Origin of the sequence: Limnothrix redekei LRLZ20PSL1 (genome assembly GCF_043235035.1) — a bacterium.
Classification (GTDB): domain Bacteria; phylum Cyanobacteriota; class Cyanobacteriia; order CACIAM-69d; family CACIAM-69d; genus CACIAM-69d.
This window is the reverse complement of the sequence record NZ_JAZAQF010000091.1, coordinates 15,063-30,389: the sequence shown is the minus strand read 5'-3', so window position 1 is coordinate 30,389 and position 15,327 is coordinate 15,063. Positions and strand designations below refer to the sequence as shown.

Genomic DNA, 15,327 nt, shown 5'->3' with positions numbered 1-15,327 from the left:
GGTGATCAGTCGTGTCCGCTCCCAGCCCACCGTGGTTAGCCAAGTTGAACGCATTGCCCGCTTGATGGGTCGCACCAGCACCATCAGCTTTTGGATTCAAATTTTTCTTGGGGTGATCGGCAGTATTCTGCTGTTGCTGACCACGCCCATGCTGTTTGCGCGCACCAGCCCCACGCCCGGCGCAGTTCCGGTGGGGCCGGGCCCGGGTTCGATCGGGGGGTTGGCGGTGGCCGTGTTGGCGATGTTGACTTTGCTGGCCAGCATCTATTACACCTTCACCAACACGCAACATGCGCGGCGGCTCCAGGCCCCGAAAAACGCCCGACCATCCAAGGCCGATACCCTCAAGCGGCTCCGGCTGGGGGTTTTGATTAATCTGTTTGGTTTGGGGTTGGCGCTGGTGGGGGCGGAGGCCGTGACGGGCCAGCTCACGAATAAGCTATTGATGCAAAGCAGTCCGTTTAATTTGGGTTTTGTGGATCCGAGTCGCTTCATTCAAGCGTTGGATGTGTTTGTGGTGTTGGGAAACACGCACGGGATGTTTGCCCATTTTTGCAATTTGACGGCCAATCTTTGGTTAATCGATCGCATCAGCAAGGCTGGGTCAAGCGGCGATTGAGGCGATCGCCTTGAAAGGGGCTTGAAAACGTCCCGATTGGCTCCTTGTTGATTTCAAAGCCAATCTTCAAAAATCCTACTTTTAAAAAATCCCACTTTTAAAAAACCAGTTACTCAAAAAAACAGTTACTCAATTCCAAAGGAGCTATACCCATGTCGATCGCCCCTTCCCCTGAGCTGTCTTCGGATTTGTCTCCTGATCTGTCGCAACTCATCCGGGCGGTGGATGAGGCGGACTCGGTGGCCAAGATGGTCGGCGCGGTGCGATCGCTCGCGGCGGCCCAGGATCCAGCGGCAATTCCTACCCTGATGGCCGTGTTGGGATACAACAACCCCGGAGCGGCGGTGGCAGCGGTGGAAGGGCTGGTGGCCCTGGGGGAAACGGCGGTGGAGCCAATTTTGGCCCAGGTGGATGGCTATAACTACACGGCGCGGGCTTGGGCCTTGCGAGCGCTGGCCCAAATTGCCGACCCTCGGGCTTTGGAACTGTTGTTGGCGGCGGCCGAAACGGATTTTGCCCCCAGTGTGCGGCGGGCGGCGGCCCAAGGGTTGGGGGCGTTGCGTTGGGCACGAATGGCGGCGGAGCAAGTGCCGATGGCACGCGATCGGGTGTTGGCGGTCTTGACGGTGAATGCAACGGATTTGGAATGGGTGGTGCGCTATGCGGCGATCGCGGGACTGGAGGGGCTGGCGCAATCGCAACCGACGCTGGGCGATCGCGTGTTAGGTTTGTTACGCGATCGGGAGACTGCTGATACGGATCTAGTGGTGCGGCTGCGGGCCCAATGGGCGATCGAGCAGTTGGTGGCCAAGGGCTGACCCAGCACGCGATCGTTTCGTTAGCAACCCGTTAACCACCACTCGTTAACCATCCATGAGTTAACAACCAACCGTTAACCATCCATGAGTTAACTAGCAAGTTAACTAGCGAGTTAACGACCCGCAACCCACAAGCTCATCGGCCCACCCACAGGCTGCGGGTCAAAAACCACTCAATTGAACGGTCGCAACCGTAGCCTTGCCCCTTTGGCCCCCGGGATAGACTATGGGAAATCTTCAGGGGCCGCCGAGTGAGCGAAGATGAATTTTCGCGATTTTCCTGCATTTCGAGACCTGACCGCTGAGCAATTTCAGCGATTTCTCTCCTCCTGCCAGTCGGGAACCATACCAGCCGATCGCACCATCATTCACCAGGGGAAACCCGGCAGCCACATCTTCTTCCTGTCCAGCGGTCAGGTTCGCATCACCTTAAACACTGACTTGGGTGAACGGGAACTGAATGTGCTATCGGCTCCCACGGTTTTGGGCGAAATTAGTTTTTTCAGTGGCGAGCTGAGTTCCGCCAATGTGACCACAGCCACGGACGTTTCCGCGATCGCCATTGGGTTCAACACGTTGCGGGCCCGGCTCTATGGCGGTGATGCGGCCTGTGCCATCGTGACCCTTCATTTGGCTTCCACCATTGCCGAGCGGGCCGCCCACATGACCCAAAAGGTTGTGGACTTTTATGGTCACCAAGCGGAAATCCAAAGCACAACCCACAATCTCTTTGGCGAATGGAGTTTTCTTTAAACCGGCAATCGCAAAACAGGCGATCGCAGTCCATATTCAGATGACAGCCCCGAAAAGCAGTGCATTTCGACGCTGTTTCCACCAACGCCTAGTAGTAGGATTGGAGCTTTCCGGGACGCGGCTCGATCGGGAGACCTGCCTTTGGCGACGGCACAGCGGGAGCCAGCCCCTTGGGTTGGCCGTGGCTTCCGGGCTGTTGGCTGCTTGCCCTGGCCCGATCGCCCCATCACAACAGCCCCGTACCAAGCCCCATCACCCAACTCCAAATTTCTTGGAAATATCGTTTTATGGATGCCATCCCAGCACAACTTAAAGGGCGCAGTTTCCTGAGTCTGGCGGATATCGATCGCGATGAACTACAAGCGTTGCTGTCTCTGGCAGCACAGCTCAAAGCTGGGACGATCACGCCCATTTGCAACAAAGTGCTTGGTCTGCTGTTTTCCAAAGCTTCAACCCGCACCCGCGTTAGCTTCACAGTGGCGATGTATCAACTGGGTGGCCAAGTGATTGACCTGAACCCGATGGTGACCCAAGTGAGCCGAGGGGAACCCCTGGAGGATACGGCGCGGGTGCTGGGGCGCTACTTGGATGTGATGGCCATTCGCACCTTTGACCAAGCGGACTTGGAAACCTTCCGGGATTATTCCGGCGTGCCGGTCATTAATGCCCTCAGCGATTTGGCCCACCCTTGCCAGGCCTTGGCGGATTTGCTGACGGTGCAGGAAGCCTTTGGCACTTTGGCAGGTCTGACGGTGACCTATGTGGGTGATGGCAACAATGTGGCCCATTCCTTGATGATGGCCTGTGCCATGGCGGGGGTGAATGTGCGGATTGCCACGCCGCCGGGCTATGAACCCAATGGACAAATGGTGCAGCGGGCGATCGAGTTGGCGGGTGATCGCGCCAGTGTTGTGGTCACCACGGATCCGATCGCGGCGGCGGCCGGGGCCCAAATGCTCTACACCGATGTGTGGGCCAGCATGGGCCAAGAAGACGAAGCGGAAGCCCGCAAGAGCCTATTTGCTCCCTATCAGCTCAATGAAGATCTGCTGGCCAAGGCGGATCCGGAGGCGATCGTGCTCCATTGCTTACCCGCGCACCGGGGCGAGGAAATCACCGATGGGGCGATCGAGGGATCTCAATCCCGGGTTTGGGATCAGGCTGAAAATCGGCTGCATGTGCAAAAAGCCCTGTTGGTCAGCATTTTGGGCCCCGATGCCTAGGAAATGACATCCTGAGGCCGATCGGTTGGGGTGCAGCCCCGTGGACTCATCGCGGATTAACCGCCTCACCCGATCGCCTCACCCGATCGCCTGGGTCGATCGCCTGGGTTAATTCCCTGGATCGATCGCCTGGGCTGATCGCCTCGGTTAATTCCCTGGACGATCGCCTCAGCTAGTTCTACTAATCGCCTGGGCGGCATCAGTCGATCGCCTTTCTCACGCGACTCAACCCGGAGAAAGTCAACGTTATTTTTAATACTTAAAATTTAGCAATAATCCCGGAAATGACCCGCCCAACCTCGTCCTGCGCTGCCCTGGTCTCTCCCCAGAGGTTCAGGGAACCATACGGTTGCTATTGACCGATTTTGTGCAATCTTCAACGGTTCGTTGAAATTTTGCCATGATTCTGTCGCGGTTCTCGGCGCTTGTATCTCGATCGGGAATCTGCCTAGAATGGACTTCAAGGCTCATCACTTTCTCTGACAAACTCGCCCGAATCAGGCAAAACTCAATCCAAACCGCTCCAAGCTACTCCCAGTTGATGCTGGTTGATGCTGGCCGATTCAAATCAACCACGAAAGTGAGGAGAAATGGCTTCGGAAAATTCCAAGGAGATCAGCCCAAAAAACCAGCCACAGTAATTCATTACAGCCGATTTTACCTTGGGGTACATTGCAACTTTCAAAACTTTACCCTTGAGCACTTGGGTCTCGTTTTGCATGTGCCTTTCTTGATTTTTCGGTAAGTTATTGTCAAGTTGGCATCATTGCATACATCAAACTACGCAGACTTTTTTCAACAGTTCGCGGTAGGAGTCTGACCCATCCCAAGCGCTTGCTAGTAAACCTATTCACGCCACAATCCAGCCGAATGCTAGCGATCTCTGGCTTAGCCCAAGCTCCAAAGGAAAGGCTAGAGACTGGCAAATTTCTATCTCAAAAGGCGATTCAATTGATTGCTGTTTTGGGTAGGGTAAAAGTAGGGTGAATAATTAAGCATCACTGACAGGATCGGTTAACTCAAGATTGCCTGACTTGAGAGGGCTAGCGGTGGATTTCTTAATCGTTGGTCAAGATCGTGATCAATCCAACCAATTGCCCAAGCCGCAATCGATCATGATTCCTTTGGAATCTCGACTGTGCGACGGGTGATGGGGGTTGACCACTGGGCGATCGAGTCTTTAGACCCCAAGGCGATGGCGCAACGGAGAAGAACGGAACGATGCTGTCAACTAATTTGACGGGGCCCACGGCGGCTTCCGGCCGCTCCCGTGCTCGAGAGTTACCCACCATTCGGGCCATTTGCTTTCGCTCCGGTGGGTATGAGTTCGCGCTGCCGATGGCGGTGGTGCTGAAGGTGACGCACTGTCCGCCGCTGGACAATGGTGATTGGAGTCGATCGGGCTTGGTCTACATCGACAGTCAGCTCATTCAAGTGCTGGACTTGGCTCTGCTGTTGGATTATCCGGAACGATCGCCCAAGGGCATGGGCCAATTTCTCGTGATTGCCCGATCGGGAAACACGCTCTGTGGACTGCCCACGGATTCGCCACCGGACTCGATCGACCTGCCGCGCGATCAGGTGCTGCCGTTGCCGGCCCGCTTTGAGCGATCGCCCCTGGCTCACTTGGCCCAATGTGCCGTCGTGCTGTCTCCAGACACCACCCCACGCACCCTCTTCTTGCTCAGCCTGCCCCAGGCCCTCGACCAAGCCAACGCCGTCATGGGCACAACAGCTTCCGGCTCCCCAGGCTCAGCCAGTTGAAACATCAGCAAAACAGACCGGCAAACGCCAGCTCAATTCATTGCTCGATCGTGAAATCAATCGTGATCGTCAATTTTGACCATCTGAATCGTTAATTTTCGATAATTTTTATAATTTCGATTCTGATCGTCAATTTCGATCGGGTGCATGAGACCAACCATAACCGCGTGACTCTTCCATAACATCGCCTCTGTGCGCTTGGCCCGCCAACCCCAACTTTGACCATGACTCCAGACGATGCGACCCCCAACACCCTGAATGAATCGCTCGATCGCTATCGACAACAACAATTCACCGGCCAAATCACCCTAGTTCCCACCAAAGGCAATCAACAGCGTTGGTCATTCTTTTTCTGTCTCGGTCGTTTGTTTTGGGTCGATGACGGCAAAAGCGATAACCGCCGCACCCTGCGCCTGTTGCAGGCCGTCTGTCCCAGCATCAAACAAAAGCGCTTTGCACTGCGGGAAGGGGATGCCTTTGCGGCCCAAAACTACAGTTTGTTGATGGTGTTGTTGCACCGTCGTGTTCTGTCCCAGGAACTGTTTTGCCAGGTGGTGAATGGGGTGATTGCCGAAGCGGTGTTCGATCTGCTTTGGCAAACCGGCGGCGTGGTGCAAGTGGGAACTGAAGTACCCTACGACCCCCTGGACGTGCTGAAGATGGCTTCGGTGACAGTGAAAAGCCATGCGGCAATTACGGAAGCGGCCCAGGCCTGGGCTGCTTGGCAAGAAGCCCAACTGGGTGATTTTCATCCCGACTGGGCCTTGGCCATTCGCAGCACGGATCAGTTGCGGGAACGGCTGGCCCCGGAGGTTTATCAAAAACTGGCCTTGGCGATCGATGGCCAACGCACCGTCCGTGATCTGGCGGTGCTGATGCGGAAGGACGTGCCCACCATTACCCGATCGCTGGTTCCCTATATTCGCCGCAACATTATTGATCTGCACCCGATCGAGGACTTGCCATCCTTGGTGGTGCTTCCCGCGCCAGGGTCAGAGGGCAACGGCCGACCGAGCGATCGCCGCCAAACAGTCCCCACCCCCGCCGCGGCCACCACTGCCACCGCCGCCACCATCGCCTGCATTGACGACAGCCCCCAGGTTTGCGCAGCCATGAGCCAAATCATTGAACAGGCAGGCTATGTTCCCCTTTGCATCCAGGATTCCACCCAGGCGCTCACGGTGCTGCTGGAGCGCAAGCCCAAACTGATCTTCCTGGATTTGATTATGCCCGTGGCCAATGGCTACGAAATTTGCGCCCAAATTCGACGGGTGGCCCTGTTTCGGGATATCCCGATCGCCATCCTGACCGGTAGTGACGGCATCATCGATCGCGTCAGGGCCAAAGTGGTGGGAGCCACGGATTTTGTCAGCAAACCCGTTGAAACGGAAAAAATTTTGACCCTGATTCAAAAATATCTGAGCGCCGCCGCCGCTTCGGTGAATAGTCCCGCTGGGGCAACAACTGCTAGCTTAAACCCCAAAACGGGCTAAAAATTGCTCATTTGGAGCCAGAAAGCTCGCTTTTCAGCACTTTTGGTCGATCAATGCCTGAAATCTCTGTTTTTTGAAATTTTTTGAACCGATTTGGCACGGTCTCGCCCCCATCCCTCCCTCGATTTTTGCTGTTGTTTCGCCCCCCATGTCCCATGCTGACTCCACCGCCAAGCAATTTTCGATGCCTGAAAAGGCAGAAGGTTCGCGATTCCCGCCTCATTCTGGGCCATGAAATGACTCAGGTTTCCATCGTGAATCAATCCCTTGACCCCTCGCAGTAAACGCTTAGAATGCACGATGGAGATTTGCTCTCCAATTGGGATGAGGGTCGATCATCATTGGGTCGATCGCCATTCAAGCGTTAGCAATTCAAATTTGCTGCTTGGCTGATTCTTTTCTGCTTAGTCTATCTATTCTGTTCACCGCTGTTTGCTCTGTTGGATTGGCTCTGTTTTTCGACTCAGCATTGATCGAAAATTGACTCCGAATTAGTCCAGCGTTAGCCCCAAGTCAGCCCCAAGTTGACGACGAATTGACTCGGAGTTGACGCTCAGGGTTGACTCCAAGTTAACGAAGCATCATCCTTTCAAACTCCTCCTCTCAGCCTTCTCCCTATGCAAACGATTTTGGTTGTTGAAGATAGCCCGACCGATCGCGGCGTGATGATTCGATATCTGCAAGACGCTGGTTTGACGGTGGTAGCCGTGGGCAGCGGGGAAGAAGCCCAGAAGGTTTTGGACACCCAAAAGCCCGCCTTGATTGTTCTCGATGTGATTTTGCCCGGTCAAAGTGGCTTTGAAATTTGTCGGCAACTGAAGCAAAGCGAAGCCACAAAAAGCATTCCCGTTGTGATTTGTTCCACGAAGGGAACGGATGTAGACAAAACCTGGGGCACGATGTTGGGAGCCAATGCCTATTTACGAAAGCCAGTCGATCCAGATGAGCTGATGCAAACGGTGCGGCGCTTTGTGCCCTAGCGGATTGCGTTGACTTGCGAAATCGGTAATCGAGCAGAATGAATTCCAGGGTGGTTGAAGGGGCGATCGATTGGGTTTCGGCTGAAAATGGCAATTTGTCGATCGAACCCACAGCGGACGGGTCTATGACCTTTCGCTCAGAGCGATTTGGCGAAGCCTTCCACAGCCGCCAAGGGGCCTGGCAAGAGGCGCTGAGTAAGTTTGTGGAGCCCACCCATTTACCCCAACGGGCAACTAGTCAACCGGTGATTCGGATTCTGGATGTCTGCTATGGCTTGGGCTACAACACGGCGGCCGCCCTCACCGCCCTCTGGGCCCTCAATCCGGCCTGTGCGGTGGAGTGGGTGGGCTTGGAACTGGATCCAGTGGCCACAAGGGCAGCTTTGCCTTATCTGTTGGCCACGGCGCGATCGGCTGGGGCAGCGTTGGGGTTGGCGGAACCCATCCTCGGGGCGATCGCCCAATTGCTGACCGATCTGGCAGAACAGGGGCAAGCAGCTTGGCCGGCTCCGGCCTCTGTCACTCCAAAATTCAGCACCCCGGAATTAATCACCCCGGGATTAATCACCGGCCCATCGCCAGCGCCCCAATTTCGCGGGCAACTGCTGTGGGGGGATGCGCGGCAAACCTTACGGCCCGTCCTCGATCGGGGCTTTCGGGCAGATGCGGTGTTTTTGGATCCCTTCTCACCGCCCCGCTGTCCGCAACTGTGGACGGTGGAATTTTTGGGAATGGTGAGCCGCTGCTTGGCTCCCGACGGCCGCTTGGCCACCTATTCCTGCGCGGCGGCGGTGCGATCGGCCCTGTTGGCGGCGGGGTTGCAATTGGGGGCTACGGTTCCCTTTGGCCGGCGCTGGCCCGGAACTGTGGCGGCCTTTGTGCCCTTAGATTTACCGCCCCTTTCAGCCCAAGAACAAGAACATTTGCAAACCAAGGCCGCCGTGCCCTACCGCGATCCCCACTTGACCGACGATGCGGCAACGATCCTCGATCGCAAAAACCAAGAACAGGCGCGATCGCCCCTTGAACCCACATCTCGCTGGAAGCGTCGCTGGTTTGGCGATTGTCGCGCTAAGCATTAATCACACCAAGCATTCATCGCGCCAGGCATTAATCACACCAAGCATTCATCGCGCCAGGCATTCATCGCGCCAGGCATTGCACCAAATAGCCAAAATCATTTAACCCATCAGTTATTTAACCCATCAGTTCACCGCCAGCCTGCTCAAGCCCCAGGGAGCCACTGGCACAATCGAACAACACCCGTGAGGAAATCCTGATCCGCCACAGAGTTGCATTAGGCTGGTTGAACGACGTGGCGACGATAGGTAACGATCTGGTCTATGGATTATTTGAAGCTTCCTGAAATTTTCTTGGCGCTGCTGCTGCTCACTCCGCTGCTTTATGCCTTGACGCATTTCCTGTGGGAGCTGAGTCCGGTGCTGGCGGTCATGGTTTACTTTGTCGGGGTTTTAGGCATGGGCATCCTGGGCTTTCGGATTGTGGATGAGTCTTGAACAGGGTGTGTCGGCCCAAATCTGCCCAAATTTGCCCAAATTTGGGGATTAATTAGCCCATAGCGCACCCCATCGCCTAGAACCTAGGCCAACTGAGGTGGGGCCGTCAGTTCTGGGGCGGCGGATTCCGTCTGTCGCAACAGATCCAAAATTTGGTATCGATAGTCCTGAAAAGCGCTCGATCGCCGCAGGGCCTCATCCCGTTCCGTCGGTAGCTCGATCGATAACTCTCGGCGAATCGTGCCCGGCCGCGCACTCATCACATAGACCCGCTGCGACAGAAACACCGCCTCTTCCACGTCGTGGGTGATGGTCAAAATAGTAGTGCCCGTATTGCGCCACAGTTCCAGCAGAAAACCCTGCATCGACTCGCGGGTTTGCACATCCAGCGCCCCAAAGGGTTCATCCATCAGCAGAATTTTTGGCTGGGAAGCCAGGGCCCGGGCGATCGCCACCCGCTGTTTCATCCCGCCGGACAACTCCTTGGGCAGGGCCTTGGCAAAGGGCAACAATCCCACCACATCCATGTAATATCGGGACTGTTCGTAGCGATCGGCGATCGGGGCCCCCTGCAACTTCAGCCCAAAGCCAATATTTTCCTCAACGGTCATCCAGGGGTAGAGCGTGTAGCTTTGGAACACCATGCCCCGATCGGCTCCCGGCCCGGTCACCGGCTGCCCATCCACCAACACATCCCCCGCCGTAGGCTGCTCCAGCCCCGCCACAATTCGCAGCATGGTGGATTTTCCCGATCCGGACGCACCCACCGCACAGACAAATTCACCCGTTTCCACGTGCAAATTAATATCTTTGAGGGCGACCACCGGGCCGCGATGGGTGACAAATTGCTTATACAAATGCTTGACTTCTAGATGCATTGCTCATTGATTCCGTGCTTATGAATCCCGTGCTCATGAATTCCACGCCCAGTTCCAATCAGTTCGATCGAGCGATTACTGTGCCCATTGATTCCGCGCTCAGTTCTAATCAATTTGATCGCGTAATTACTGGTTTTTTATTTTTGGAATTATTTCACCGCCCATCGACAGGAAAAGCGCAAAAACATCCGAAATAAAATATCGATCGCCAAGCCGATTAAGCCAATTACAATCAAGCCCGCAAAAATCTCATCGGTTTTCAGAAAACGCTGAGCCACGCTAATTCGCCGCCCCAAGCCCTCGGTAGCCGCCACCAATTCCGACACAATCACCAGGTTCCAAGCCGCCGCCATATTCACCCGACAAGTGTCGATGATTCCGGGGGTGATGTAAGGAAAAATGACTTGAAAGAGCACCTGTAATCGGTTGCCGCCCAAGGTATAGGTAGCTTCAATCATTTCCTTGGGGACAAACTTCACCGAGTCCATCACCATCAAGGTATTGAAAAAGAGTGTGCCAATAAAAACCAAGAGAATTTTGGGCACTTCTCCGAGACCGAAATACAAAATCAGCAACGGAATGAAGGCGGTGGCAGGCATGTAACGAACAATGCCCACGATCGGCTCAAGGAGCGATCGAATGCTGGCGAATGTGCCCATCAAAGTGCCCAAGGGAATTGCAATCACCGTGGCCAGGGCAAACCCACCCAAAATCCGCATCAAACTAAATTGAATATCCTTGGGCAATGCACCGCTGTTCCAAAGCTGCCCGATCGCCCCCACCACTTGGGCCGGAGAGGGCAAAAACAGGGGCCGCACCCAGCCCGTGCTGGCCAGCAGCCACCACAGCACCAAGGGCACCCCGATCGACAACCCCATCAACAACCAACTGAGCCGAGACGGAATCGGATCGGCGATCGTCCAAAAGGTGCTGGGGCGCAGCATCCGAGCGGGCCCCGGATCGCGCACTAGGGGCGGATTGTGGGGAATGGGCACATGGGAAGTCATGGTCTGAGGAAAGAGGGTGAGTTTGCAGGGCCATGAAAGGGGCGATCGGGCAGCAGATGACAGGCTCGCCCTAGTAGCATGGCTGCTTTAATGCGCTGGGTTAAATGACATGGCTGTTACCGTCACCTGATCGTTAAGCAGCAAGATGCTCAAGCCCCTTGTTGCCACGACTGGCTCCGCAACTTCGACTCAATGTATTAAGCCTGTCATGTTACTAGGTTGCCGGTTGGCGTTTGGCGGCGTAGGCCTTCACGAAGCGATCGTCAAAGAGTTTGTTCAGATTCGGCTTCGATTTTGCCAATCCAGAACTGGTTAAAAAGTCCGAAATTTCTTGGGCAGCAAACACCAACGAAGAGCGATCATTTCCCGGCTGAAAGGCCTTCAAATTGTCCTCCAGGGTAAAGATCTTGGTTCCTGCTTCGTATTCTCGATATTCCTCAACGGAAACCCCCGCTCGTTGGGCCATGATGCTGTAGGATTTTTCGGGATTTTGCTTAATGTAATCCAGCGTGGCAAACCAGCTCTCAACCAAAGCTTGCACGGCCGCCGGCTGCTCATCTACCAGCTTGCGACTGACTGCCAGGTGATCGGAAATGGCTCCCGGAAAGTCTCGGGAACTAAAAAGTTCACGGCTGCCGGGACGCTCCAAAGCTTTCGTGGTGAAGGGTGCAAAAACGCCTACCGCATCCACCTGGCCGGCCACAAAAGCCGCCGCCGCCGCGCCAGTTTCCAACGGCTGAATTTGAACATCTTCCGGAGCCAAGCCAGCTTTTTTCAGGCCCAAAAGCAATAGGAAATGGTCAACGGTTCCTTCTTCAACGGCAACTCGTTTTCCTTTCAAATCAGCAATTGTTTTAATCTCGGCGCTGACAATAATTTTGTCATTGCCCGTGGAGTTGTCATTGGTTAAAACAATCACCTGATCGGCCCCAGCGGCCAAAGAACTAATCGTGTCGTTGAGGGTTTGGGCATTGGCATCCAATTGCCCCGCATTTAGGGCGTTAATTGAATCTAAATAGCCGTCAAACCATTTCAAATCCACATTGAGTTGGTTTTGGGCAAAGATTTTGGCTTCTTGGGTCACCTGCCAAGGAACCCAACCGGGCCAAACGCTAAAGCCCATCCGGACGATCGGGGCGGTGGTGCTACCGGGGGTGGCGTTGGGACTGCCACCGGAGTCAGGCGCGGGCGCACAGCTAATGGAAAGAAACAGAGCAGCCAAAAAACAGCCCAACCAACTGAGCAATCGACGACGTTCCAGGGCATTCAGCTTGAGGGCATTCAGCTTGAGGGCATTCATAGGCTTTTAGGGGCTTTCGGGACAGTTTTCGTGAATGGACGGTTTTCGTGAATGGACAGGAAGATTAGAAGTTCAAAACTAGGGGACTTAAAACGAGGGAACTCAAAACCACTGGATCCAGAGCCAGGAATTGAGTAAATAGGGTTGACTCAATCCCCCCCTCCAAAAAACACAGGGCAATTCCGAAGAACTGCCCTGCAAGGTTTTAGACGGTGGCCAGGGTGGCGACCCGATCGCCCCGATCGCCCGGTTGAGTCGTGGCCGGCTGGATCGATCGCCCTGTGGCCTGGCGCACCCAATTCAACCAATCGGCTAACCCTTCGCCGGTTTTGGCGCTAACCGGGAAAATTGCCACCTCTGGGTTGATTTGCCGCACGTTGGCCATGATGCGATCGAGATCCACCTCCAAATAGGGGGCCAAATCCGTTTTGGTGATCAGCAAGCAATCGGCCTCCCGAAACATCACCGGATATTTCAGGGGCTTGTCTTCCCCTTCAGTGACACTCAGAAGCGCCACCTTGGCATGTTCACCCACCTCAAATTCAGCGGGGCAAACCAAGTTTCCAACGTTTTCCACCACGACCAAATCGATCGTTTGGGGATCCACCAACGCCTTGAGCTGATGGATGCCCCCGGAGACCATCCGCGCATCCAGATGACACGATCGCCCCGTATTGATCGCCACCACCGGCACGCCACACCGCCGCAGTCGATCGGCATCCAGTTCCGTGGTCATGTCCCCTTCAATGACCGCAATCGCCAATTCCGATTGCAACGCGCTCAGGGTCGCCTCCAACAGGGAGGTTTTCCCTGCTCCGGGGCTACTCATCACGTTCAGGCAAGTGATTCCCCACTCATCAAAATGCTCGCGGTTGTGGTCTGCCCCCGCCTGGTTTGCGTGCAGCAGATTCATTTCCAAGGCCGCGTCAAAGGTTTGGTGCATGGCGATCAACTCCTAGGGCAAGCAACAGCAAAACGACAGCAAAACAACAGAAAAATGGCAAGAAATCAGGCAAGAAATCAGGCAATGGAAAGGAGAACCAACAATCAGGATCAAAAGCCCGATCGCTCAGAAATAGCCAGACCGAGCAACAGCTAGCATTCGAGATCGCCAGAAACGGCCGCTCAGGGTGGATTTGCGTTAAACCACATTGGGATCAGCCGTTTCAATGCCGTCCCTCCGGAGGGGATCCGCCACCGCCACCGCAGCGCTCCCCTCAGCAGCGTCACTAGGCCGCAGCCCAGCGATCGGTTTGGGTTTCTCGATGAACGTTCTGATATTCAATGTGGGAAATTTTCAGCTCCCGACCCGATCGAATGTCCTCCATCGGTGCGCCGCAGGTGGGACAGGCATAGTGCAAACCCACCTCCGGCCGATATTCCGCTTGGCAAGCGTGGCAGAAGGCCACCAGTGGCACCGACTCAACCACCAACTCCGCCGCCGCCAGAAATGTCCCTTCTCGATAGGCATCGAAGGCAAACACCAGCCCCGCCGGTTCCACGCAGGTGAAATCTCCCACCCGCAGATGTACCCGCGAAATTTGCGGGCGATCGGGCTGGGACTCCCACCAATCCCGCAACGTCAACACGAGCGATCGGGTCATATCGACTTCATGCATGGGCGCACCTATTCCTTAACTGGGTTAGAGGTCTGGTACTGGGTTGAGATATCGAGTACTGGGTTAGGGGTCTGGGTTTCATGACCAGTCCCCAAAAACGTCCGGGCAACTAAGACCAGCCATCCTCAAAAATCTGCGCTTCCTCATGGATATAGGACGGCTTTTCCCGGCGCGGTAACTGTCCCGACAGCACCAAATTCGCCATCGCATCGCAAATCACCCGCGTTGCCATCAGGGAAGTCATGTCGCTGATGTCGTAGGGCGGCGACACCTCCACCACCTCCAAGCCACAGATCGGCGCTTGGCGAATAATCCGTGACAGCAGATACAACGCCTCCCGAGGCAGCAAACCGCCCGGCTCCGGCCAGCCCGTTCCCGGCACAAACCCCGCATCAATGCAATCAATATCGAAGCTGATATAAACGCAGTCGGTGCCGTCTAAGGCGCGTTCCAAGGCAAAATCCACCGCCGCGTCTAGCCCAATTTCCGTGATATCCGTCACGGTCAGAATGTTGGTGGCCCGTTCTCGACAAACCTTCACACCTTGGCGCGGCACTTGCCAACCGCCAATGCCCAACTGCACCAGGTTCTTAGCAGGCGCGTTCTTAATGTTGGTGGCGTGGAACCAAGGGCAGGTGTGCATCCGCTCATCAAGGTCGGTTTCTTGGGTATCCACATGGCGATCGAAGTGGATAATGCCCACTTTTTTGTCCCCCAAATGGCGACAAACTCCCCGCACTGTGGGATAGCCGATCGAGTGGTCACCGCCCAAAATAATCGGGAACGCGCCCGATGCAAAAATGTGGGCAATTCCCTTAGAAATCTGATCAAAAGACTTCTCGTTGTTGGCGGGAATTGTAAAAATATCCCCCACATCGCAGAGGGTAATTTGTTCCCGTAAATCAATGCCCAGCTCAAAGTTATAGGGCGTGTAAAGAGCCGAAATGCGCCGAATTCCTTGGGGGCCAAACCGTGTTCCAGGACGGTAGGTTGTGCCGGAATCATGGGGCACACCCACAATGGCTACGTCATAATTTCCCACCTGGTTCACATCTTCCAGGTAGGGCGCTTTCATGAAGGTATTAATTCCAGCATAGTGCGGCAATTCTCCTCGGGAAAAGGTAGAAATTGTCCGATCCTTGATGCTGTCGGCGGCTTCCAAACCAAACCGCAGGGCCTGATCTACTTCCTGTTGCCAGCCGGTCATGGGCAGCCGAGCTTCTAAATCCAAGGCACGTTTTGCTTCGGATTCACCACCCTGATAATTGGGACGTTCAAAAATACTCATCGATCGCGATGGGGGGGGTTGGGTTTGCAAATGACTACGGAAATGGGGCCGAATCGATCACTCCATTC

The 15,327-nt window shown here is 55.1% G+C and carries 16 protein-coding genes; 9 read left to right on the top strand and 7 right to left on the bottom strand.

Translation table 11 applies throughout. The features are described 5' to 3' along the window. Position 1: 1 nt before the first annotated feature. The 4 genes from VPK24_RS17745 (at position 2) to argF (ending at position 3,413) form a co-directional block, all read left to right on the top strand. Positions 2–619 carry a DUF3611 family protein gene (locus VPK24_RS17745; RefSeq protein WP_393015396.1) on the top strand — a complete coding sequence of 206 codons (618 nt, stop codon included), beginning with the start codon at positions 2–4 and terminating at the stop codon, positions 617–619. 152 nt (positions 620–771) lie between these two features. After that, a complete protein-coding gene (locus tag VPK24_RS17740) occupies positions 772–1,437 on the top strand; it encodes a HEAT repeat domain-containing protein (RefSeq protein ID WP_393015394.1) in 666 nt (221 codons plus the stop codon). A gap of 261 nt (positions 1,438–1,698) precedes the next feature. After that, the gene (locus VPK24_RS17735) at positions 1,699–2,190 is read left to right on the top strand and encodes a Crp/Fnr family transcriptional regulator (RefSeq protein WP_393015392.1); all 492 of its coding nucleotides are present in this window, start codon (positions 1,699–1,701) and stop codon (positions 2,188–2,190) included. A 287-nt stretch (positions 2,191–2,477) separates the two neighbouring features. Further along, on the top strand, positions 2,478–3,413 hold the full coding sequence (argF, locus tag VPK24_RS17730; protein ID WP_099535218.1) for an ornithine carbamoyltransferase: 936 nt from the start codon (positions 2,478–2,480) through the stop codon (positions 3,411–3,413). Between the two features lie 65 nt (positions 3,414–3,478). Here the strand turns inward: argF and VPK24_RS17725 are convergent, their stop codons facing one another. Beyond that, a complete protein-coding gene (locus VPK24_RS17725; RefSeq protein ID WP_393015390.1) occupies positions 3,479–3,613 on the bottom strand; it encodes a hypothetical protein in 135 nt (44 codons plus the stop codon). A gap of 1,021 nt (positions 3,614–4,634) precedes the next feature. Between VPK24_RS17725 and VPK24_RS17720 the strand changes: the two genes are divergently transcribed. The 5 genes from VPK24_RS17720 to VPK24_RS17700 all read left to right on the top strand — a co-directional run bounded on the left by VPK24_RS17720 (position 4,635) and on the right by VPK24_RS17700 (position 9,167). After that, positions 4,635–5,177 (top strand): chemotaxis protein CheW, encoded by a 543-nt coding sequence (locus tag VPK24_RS17720; protein WP_190529016.1) that lies wholly within the window; start codon positions 4,635–4,637, stop codon positions 5,175–5,177. Between the two features lie 224 nt (positions 5,178–5,401). Further along, the gene (locus VPK24_RS17715; protein ID WP_393015388.1) at positions 5,402–6,670 is read left to right on the top strand and encodes a response regulator; all 1,269 of its coding nucleotides are present in this window, start codon (positions 5,402–5,404) and stop codon (positions 6,668–6,670) included. Positions 6,671–7,287: 617 nt separating this feature from the next. Then, complete coding sequence (locus VPK24_RS17710; protein ID WP_099535178.1) at positions 7,288–7,650, top strand: response regulator transcription factor; 363 nt, start codon at positions 7,288–7,290, stop codon at positions 7,648–7,650. A 38-nt stretch (positions 7,651–7,688) separates the two neighbouring features. Further along, a complete protein-coding gene (locus tag VPK24_RS17705; protein WP_393015385.1) occupies positions 7,689–8,732 on the top strand; it encodes a tRNA (5-methylaminomethyl-2-thiouridine)(34)-methyltransferase MnmD in 1,044 nt (347 codons plus the stop codon). A gap of 261 nt (positions 8,733–8,993) precedes the next feature. After that, on the top strand, positions 8,994–9,167 hold the full coding sequence (locus VPK24_RS17700) for a hypothetical protein (protein ID WP_158234544.1): 174 nt from the start codon (positions 8,994–8,996) through the stop codon (positions 9,165–9,167). Positions 9,168–9,250: 83 nt separating this feature from the next. Here the strand turns inward: VPK24_RS17700 and VPK24_RS17695 are convergent, their stop codons facing one another. From VPK24_RS17695 to VPK24_RS17670, 6 genes are all read right to left on the bottom strand, one after another. Next, entirely contained in the window at positions 9,251–10,045 is a 795-nt protein-coding gene (locus VPK24_RS17695) for an ABC transporter ATP-binding protein (protein ID WP_393015383.1), read from the bottom strand. A 149-nt stretch (positions 10,046–10,194) separates the two neighbouring features. Further along, positions 10,195–11,052, bottom strand: coding sequence for an ABC transporter permease (locus tag VPK24_RS17690; protein ID WP_190353990.1), 858 nt, complete (start codon positions 11,050–11,052; stop codon positions 10,195–10,197). A gap of 214 nt (positions 11,053–11,266) precedes the next feature. Continuing rightward, a complete protein-coding gene (locus VPK24_RS17685) occupies positions 11,267–12,313 on the bottom strand; it encodes an ABC transporter substrate-binding protein (protein WP_393015427.1) in 1,047 nt (348 codons plus the stop codon). A 244-nt stretch (positions 12,314–12,557) separates the two neighbouring features. Continuing rightward, entirely contained in the window at positions 12,558–13,295 is a 738-nt protein-coding gene (gene hypB, locus VPK24_RS17680) for a hydrogenase nickel incorporation protein HypB (protein ID WP_393015381.1), read from the bottom strand. Positions 13,296–13,581: 286 nt separating this feature from the next. After that, positions 13,582–13,971, bottom strand: a complete 390-nt coding sequence (hypA, locus tag VPK24_RS17675; RefSeq protein ID WP_393015380.1) for a hydrogenase maturation nickel metallochaperone HypA — start codon at positions 13,969–13,971, stop codon at positions 13,582–13,584. Between the two features lie 109 nt (positions 13,972–14,080). Beyond that, positions 14,081–15,259 (bottom strand): agmatinase family protein, encoded by a 1,179-nt coding sequence (locus VPK24_RS17670; protein WP_393015378.1) that lies wholly within the window; start codon positions 15,257–15,259, stop codon positions 14,081–14,083. Positions 15,260–15,327: the final 68 nt, after the last annotated feature.

Coding starts and splice junctions, on each gene's coding strand:
- VPK24_RS17740 (WP_393015394.1), top strand. CDS start 772: ATGTCGATCGCCCCTTCCCCTGAGCTGTCTTCGGATTTGTCTCCTGAT.
- VPK24_RS17735 (WP_393015392.1), top strand. CDS start 1,699: ATGAATTTTCGCGATTTTCCTGCATTTCGAGACCTGACCGCTGAGCAA.
- argF (WP_099535218.1), top strand. CDS start 2,478: ATGGATGCCATCCCAGCACAACTTAAAGGGCGCAGTTTCCTGAGTCTG.
- VPK24_RS17725 (WP_393015390.1), bottom strand. CDS start 3,613: ATGCCGCCCAGGCGATTAGTAGAACTAGCTGAGGCGATCGTCCAGGGA.
- VPK24_RS17720 (WP_190529016.1), top strand. CDS start 4,635: ATGCTGTCAACTAATTTGACGGGGCCCACGGCGGCTTCCGGCCGCTCC.
- VPK24_RS17715 (WP_393015388.1), top strand. CDS start 5,402: ATGACTCCAGACGATGCGACCCCCAACACCCTGAATGAATCGCTCGAT.
- VPK24_RS17710 (WP_099535178.1), top strand. CDS start 7,288: ATGCAAACGATTTTGGTTGTTGAAGATAGCCCGACCGATCGCGGCGTG.
- VPK24_RS17705 (WP_393015385.1), top strand. CDS start 7,689: ATGAATTCCAGGGTGGTTGAAGGGGCGATCGATTGGGTTTCGGCTGAA.
- VPK24_RS17700 (WP_158234544.1), top strand. CDS start 8,994: ATGGATTATTTGAAGCTTCCTGAAATTTTCTTGGCGCTGCTGCTGCTC.
- VPK24_RS17695 (WP_393015383.1), bottom strand. CDS start 10,045: ATGCATCTAGAAGTCAAGCATTTGTATAAGCAATTTGTCACCCATCGC.
- VPK24_RS17690 (WP_190353990.1), bottom strand. CDS start 11,052: ATGACTTCCCATGTGCCCATTCCCCACAATCCGCCCCTAGTGCGCGAT.
- hypB (WP_393015381.1), bottom strand. CDS start 13,295: ATGCACCAAACCTTTGACGCGGCCTTGGAAATGAATCTGCTGCACGCA.
- hypA (WP_393015380.1), bottom strand. CDS start 13,971: ATGCATGAAGTCGATATGACCCGATCGCTCGTGTTGACGTTGCGGGAT.
- VPK24_RS17670 (WP_393015378.1), bottom strand. CDS start 15,259: ATGAGTATTTTTGAACGTCCCAATTATCAGGGTGGTGAATCCGAAGCA.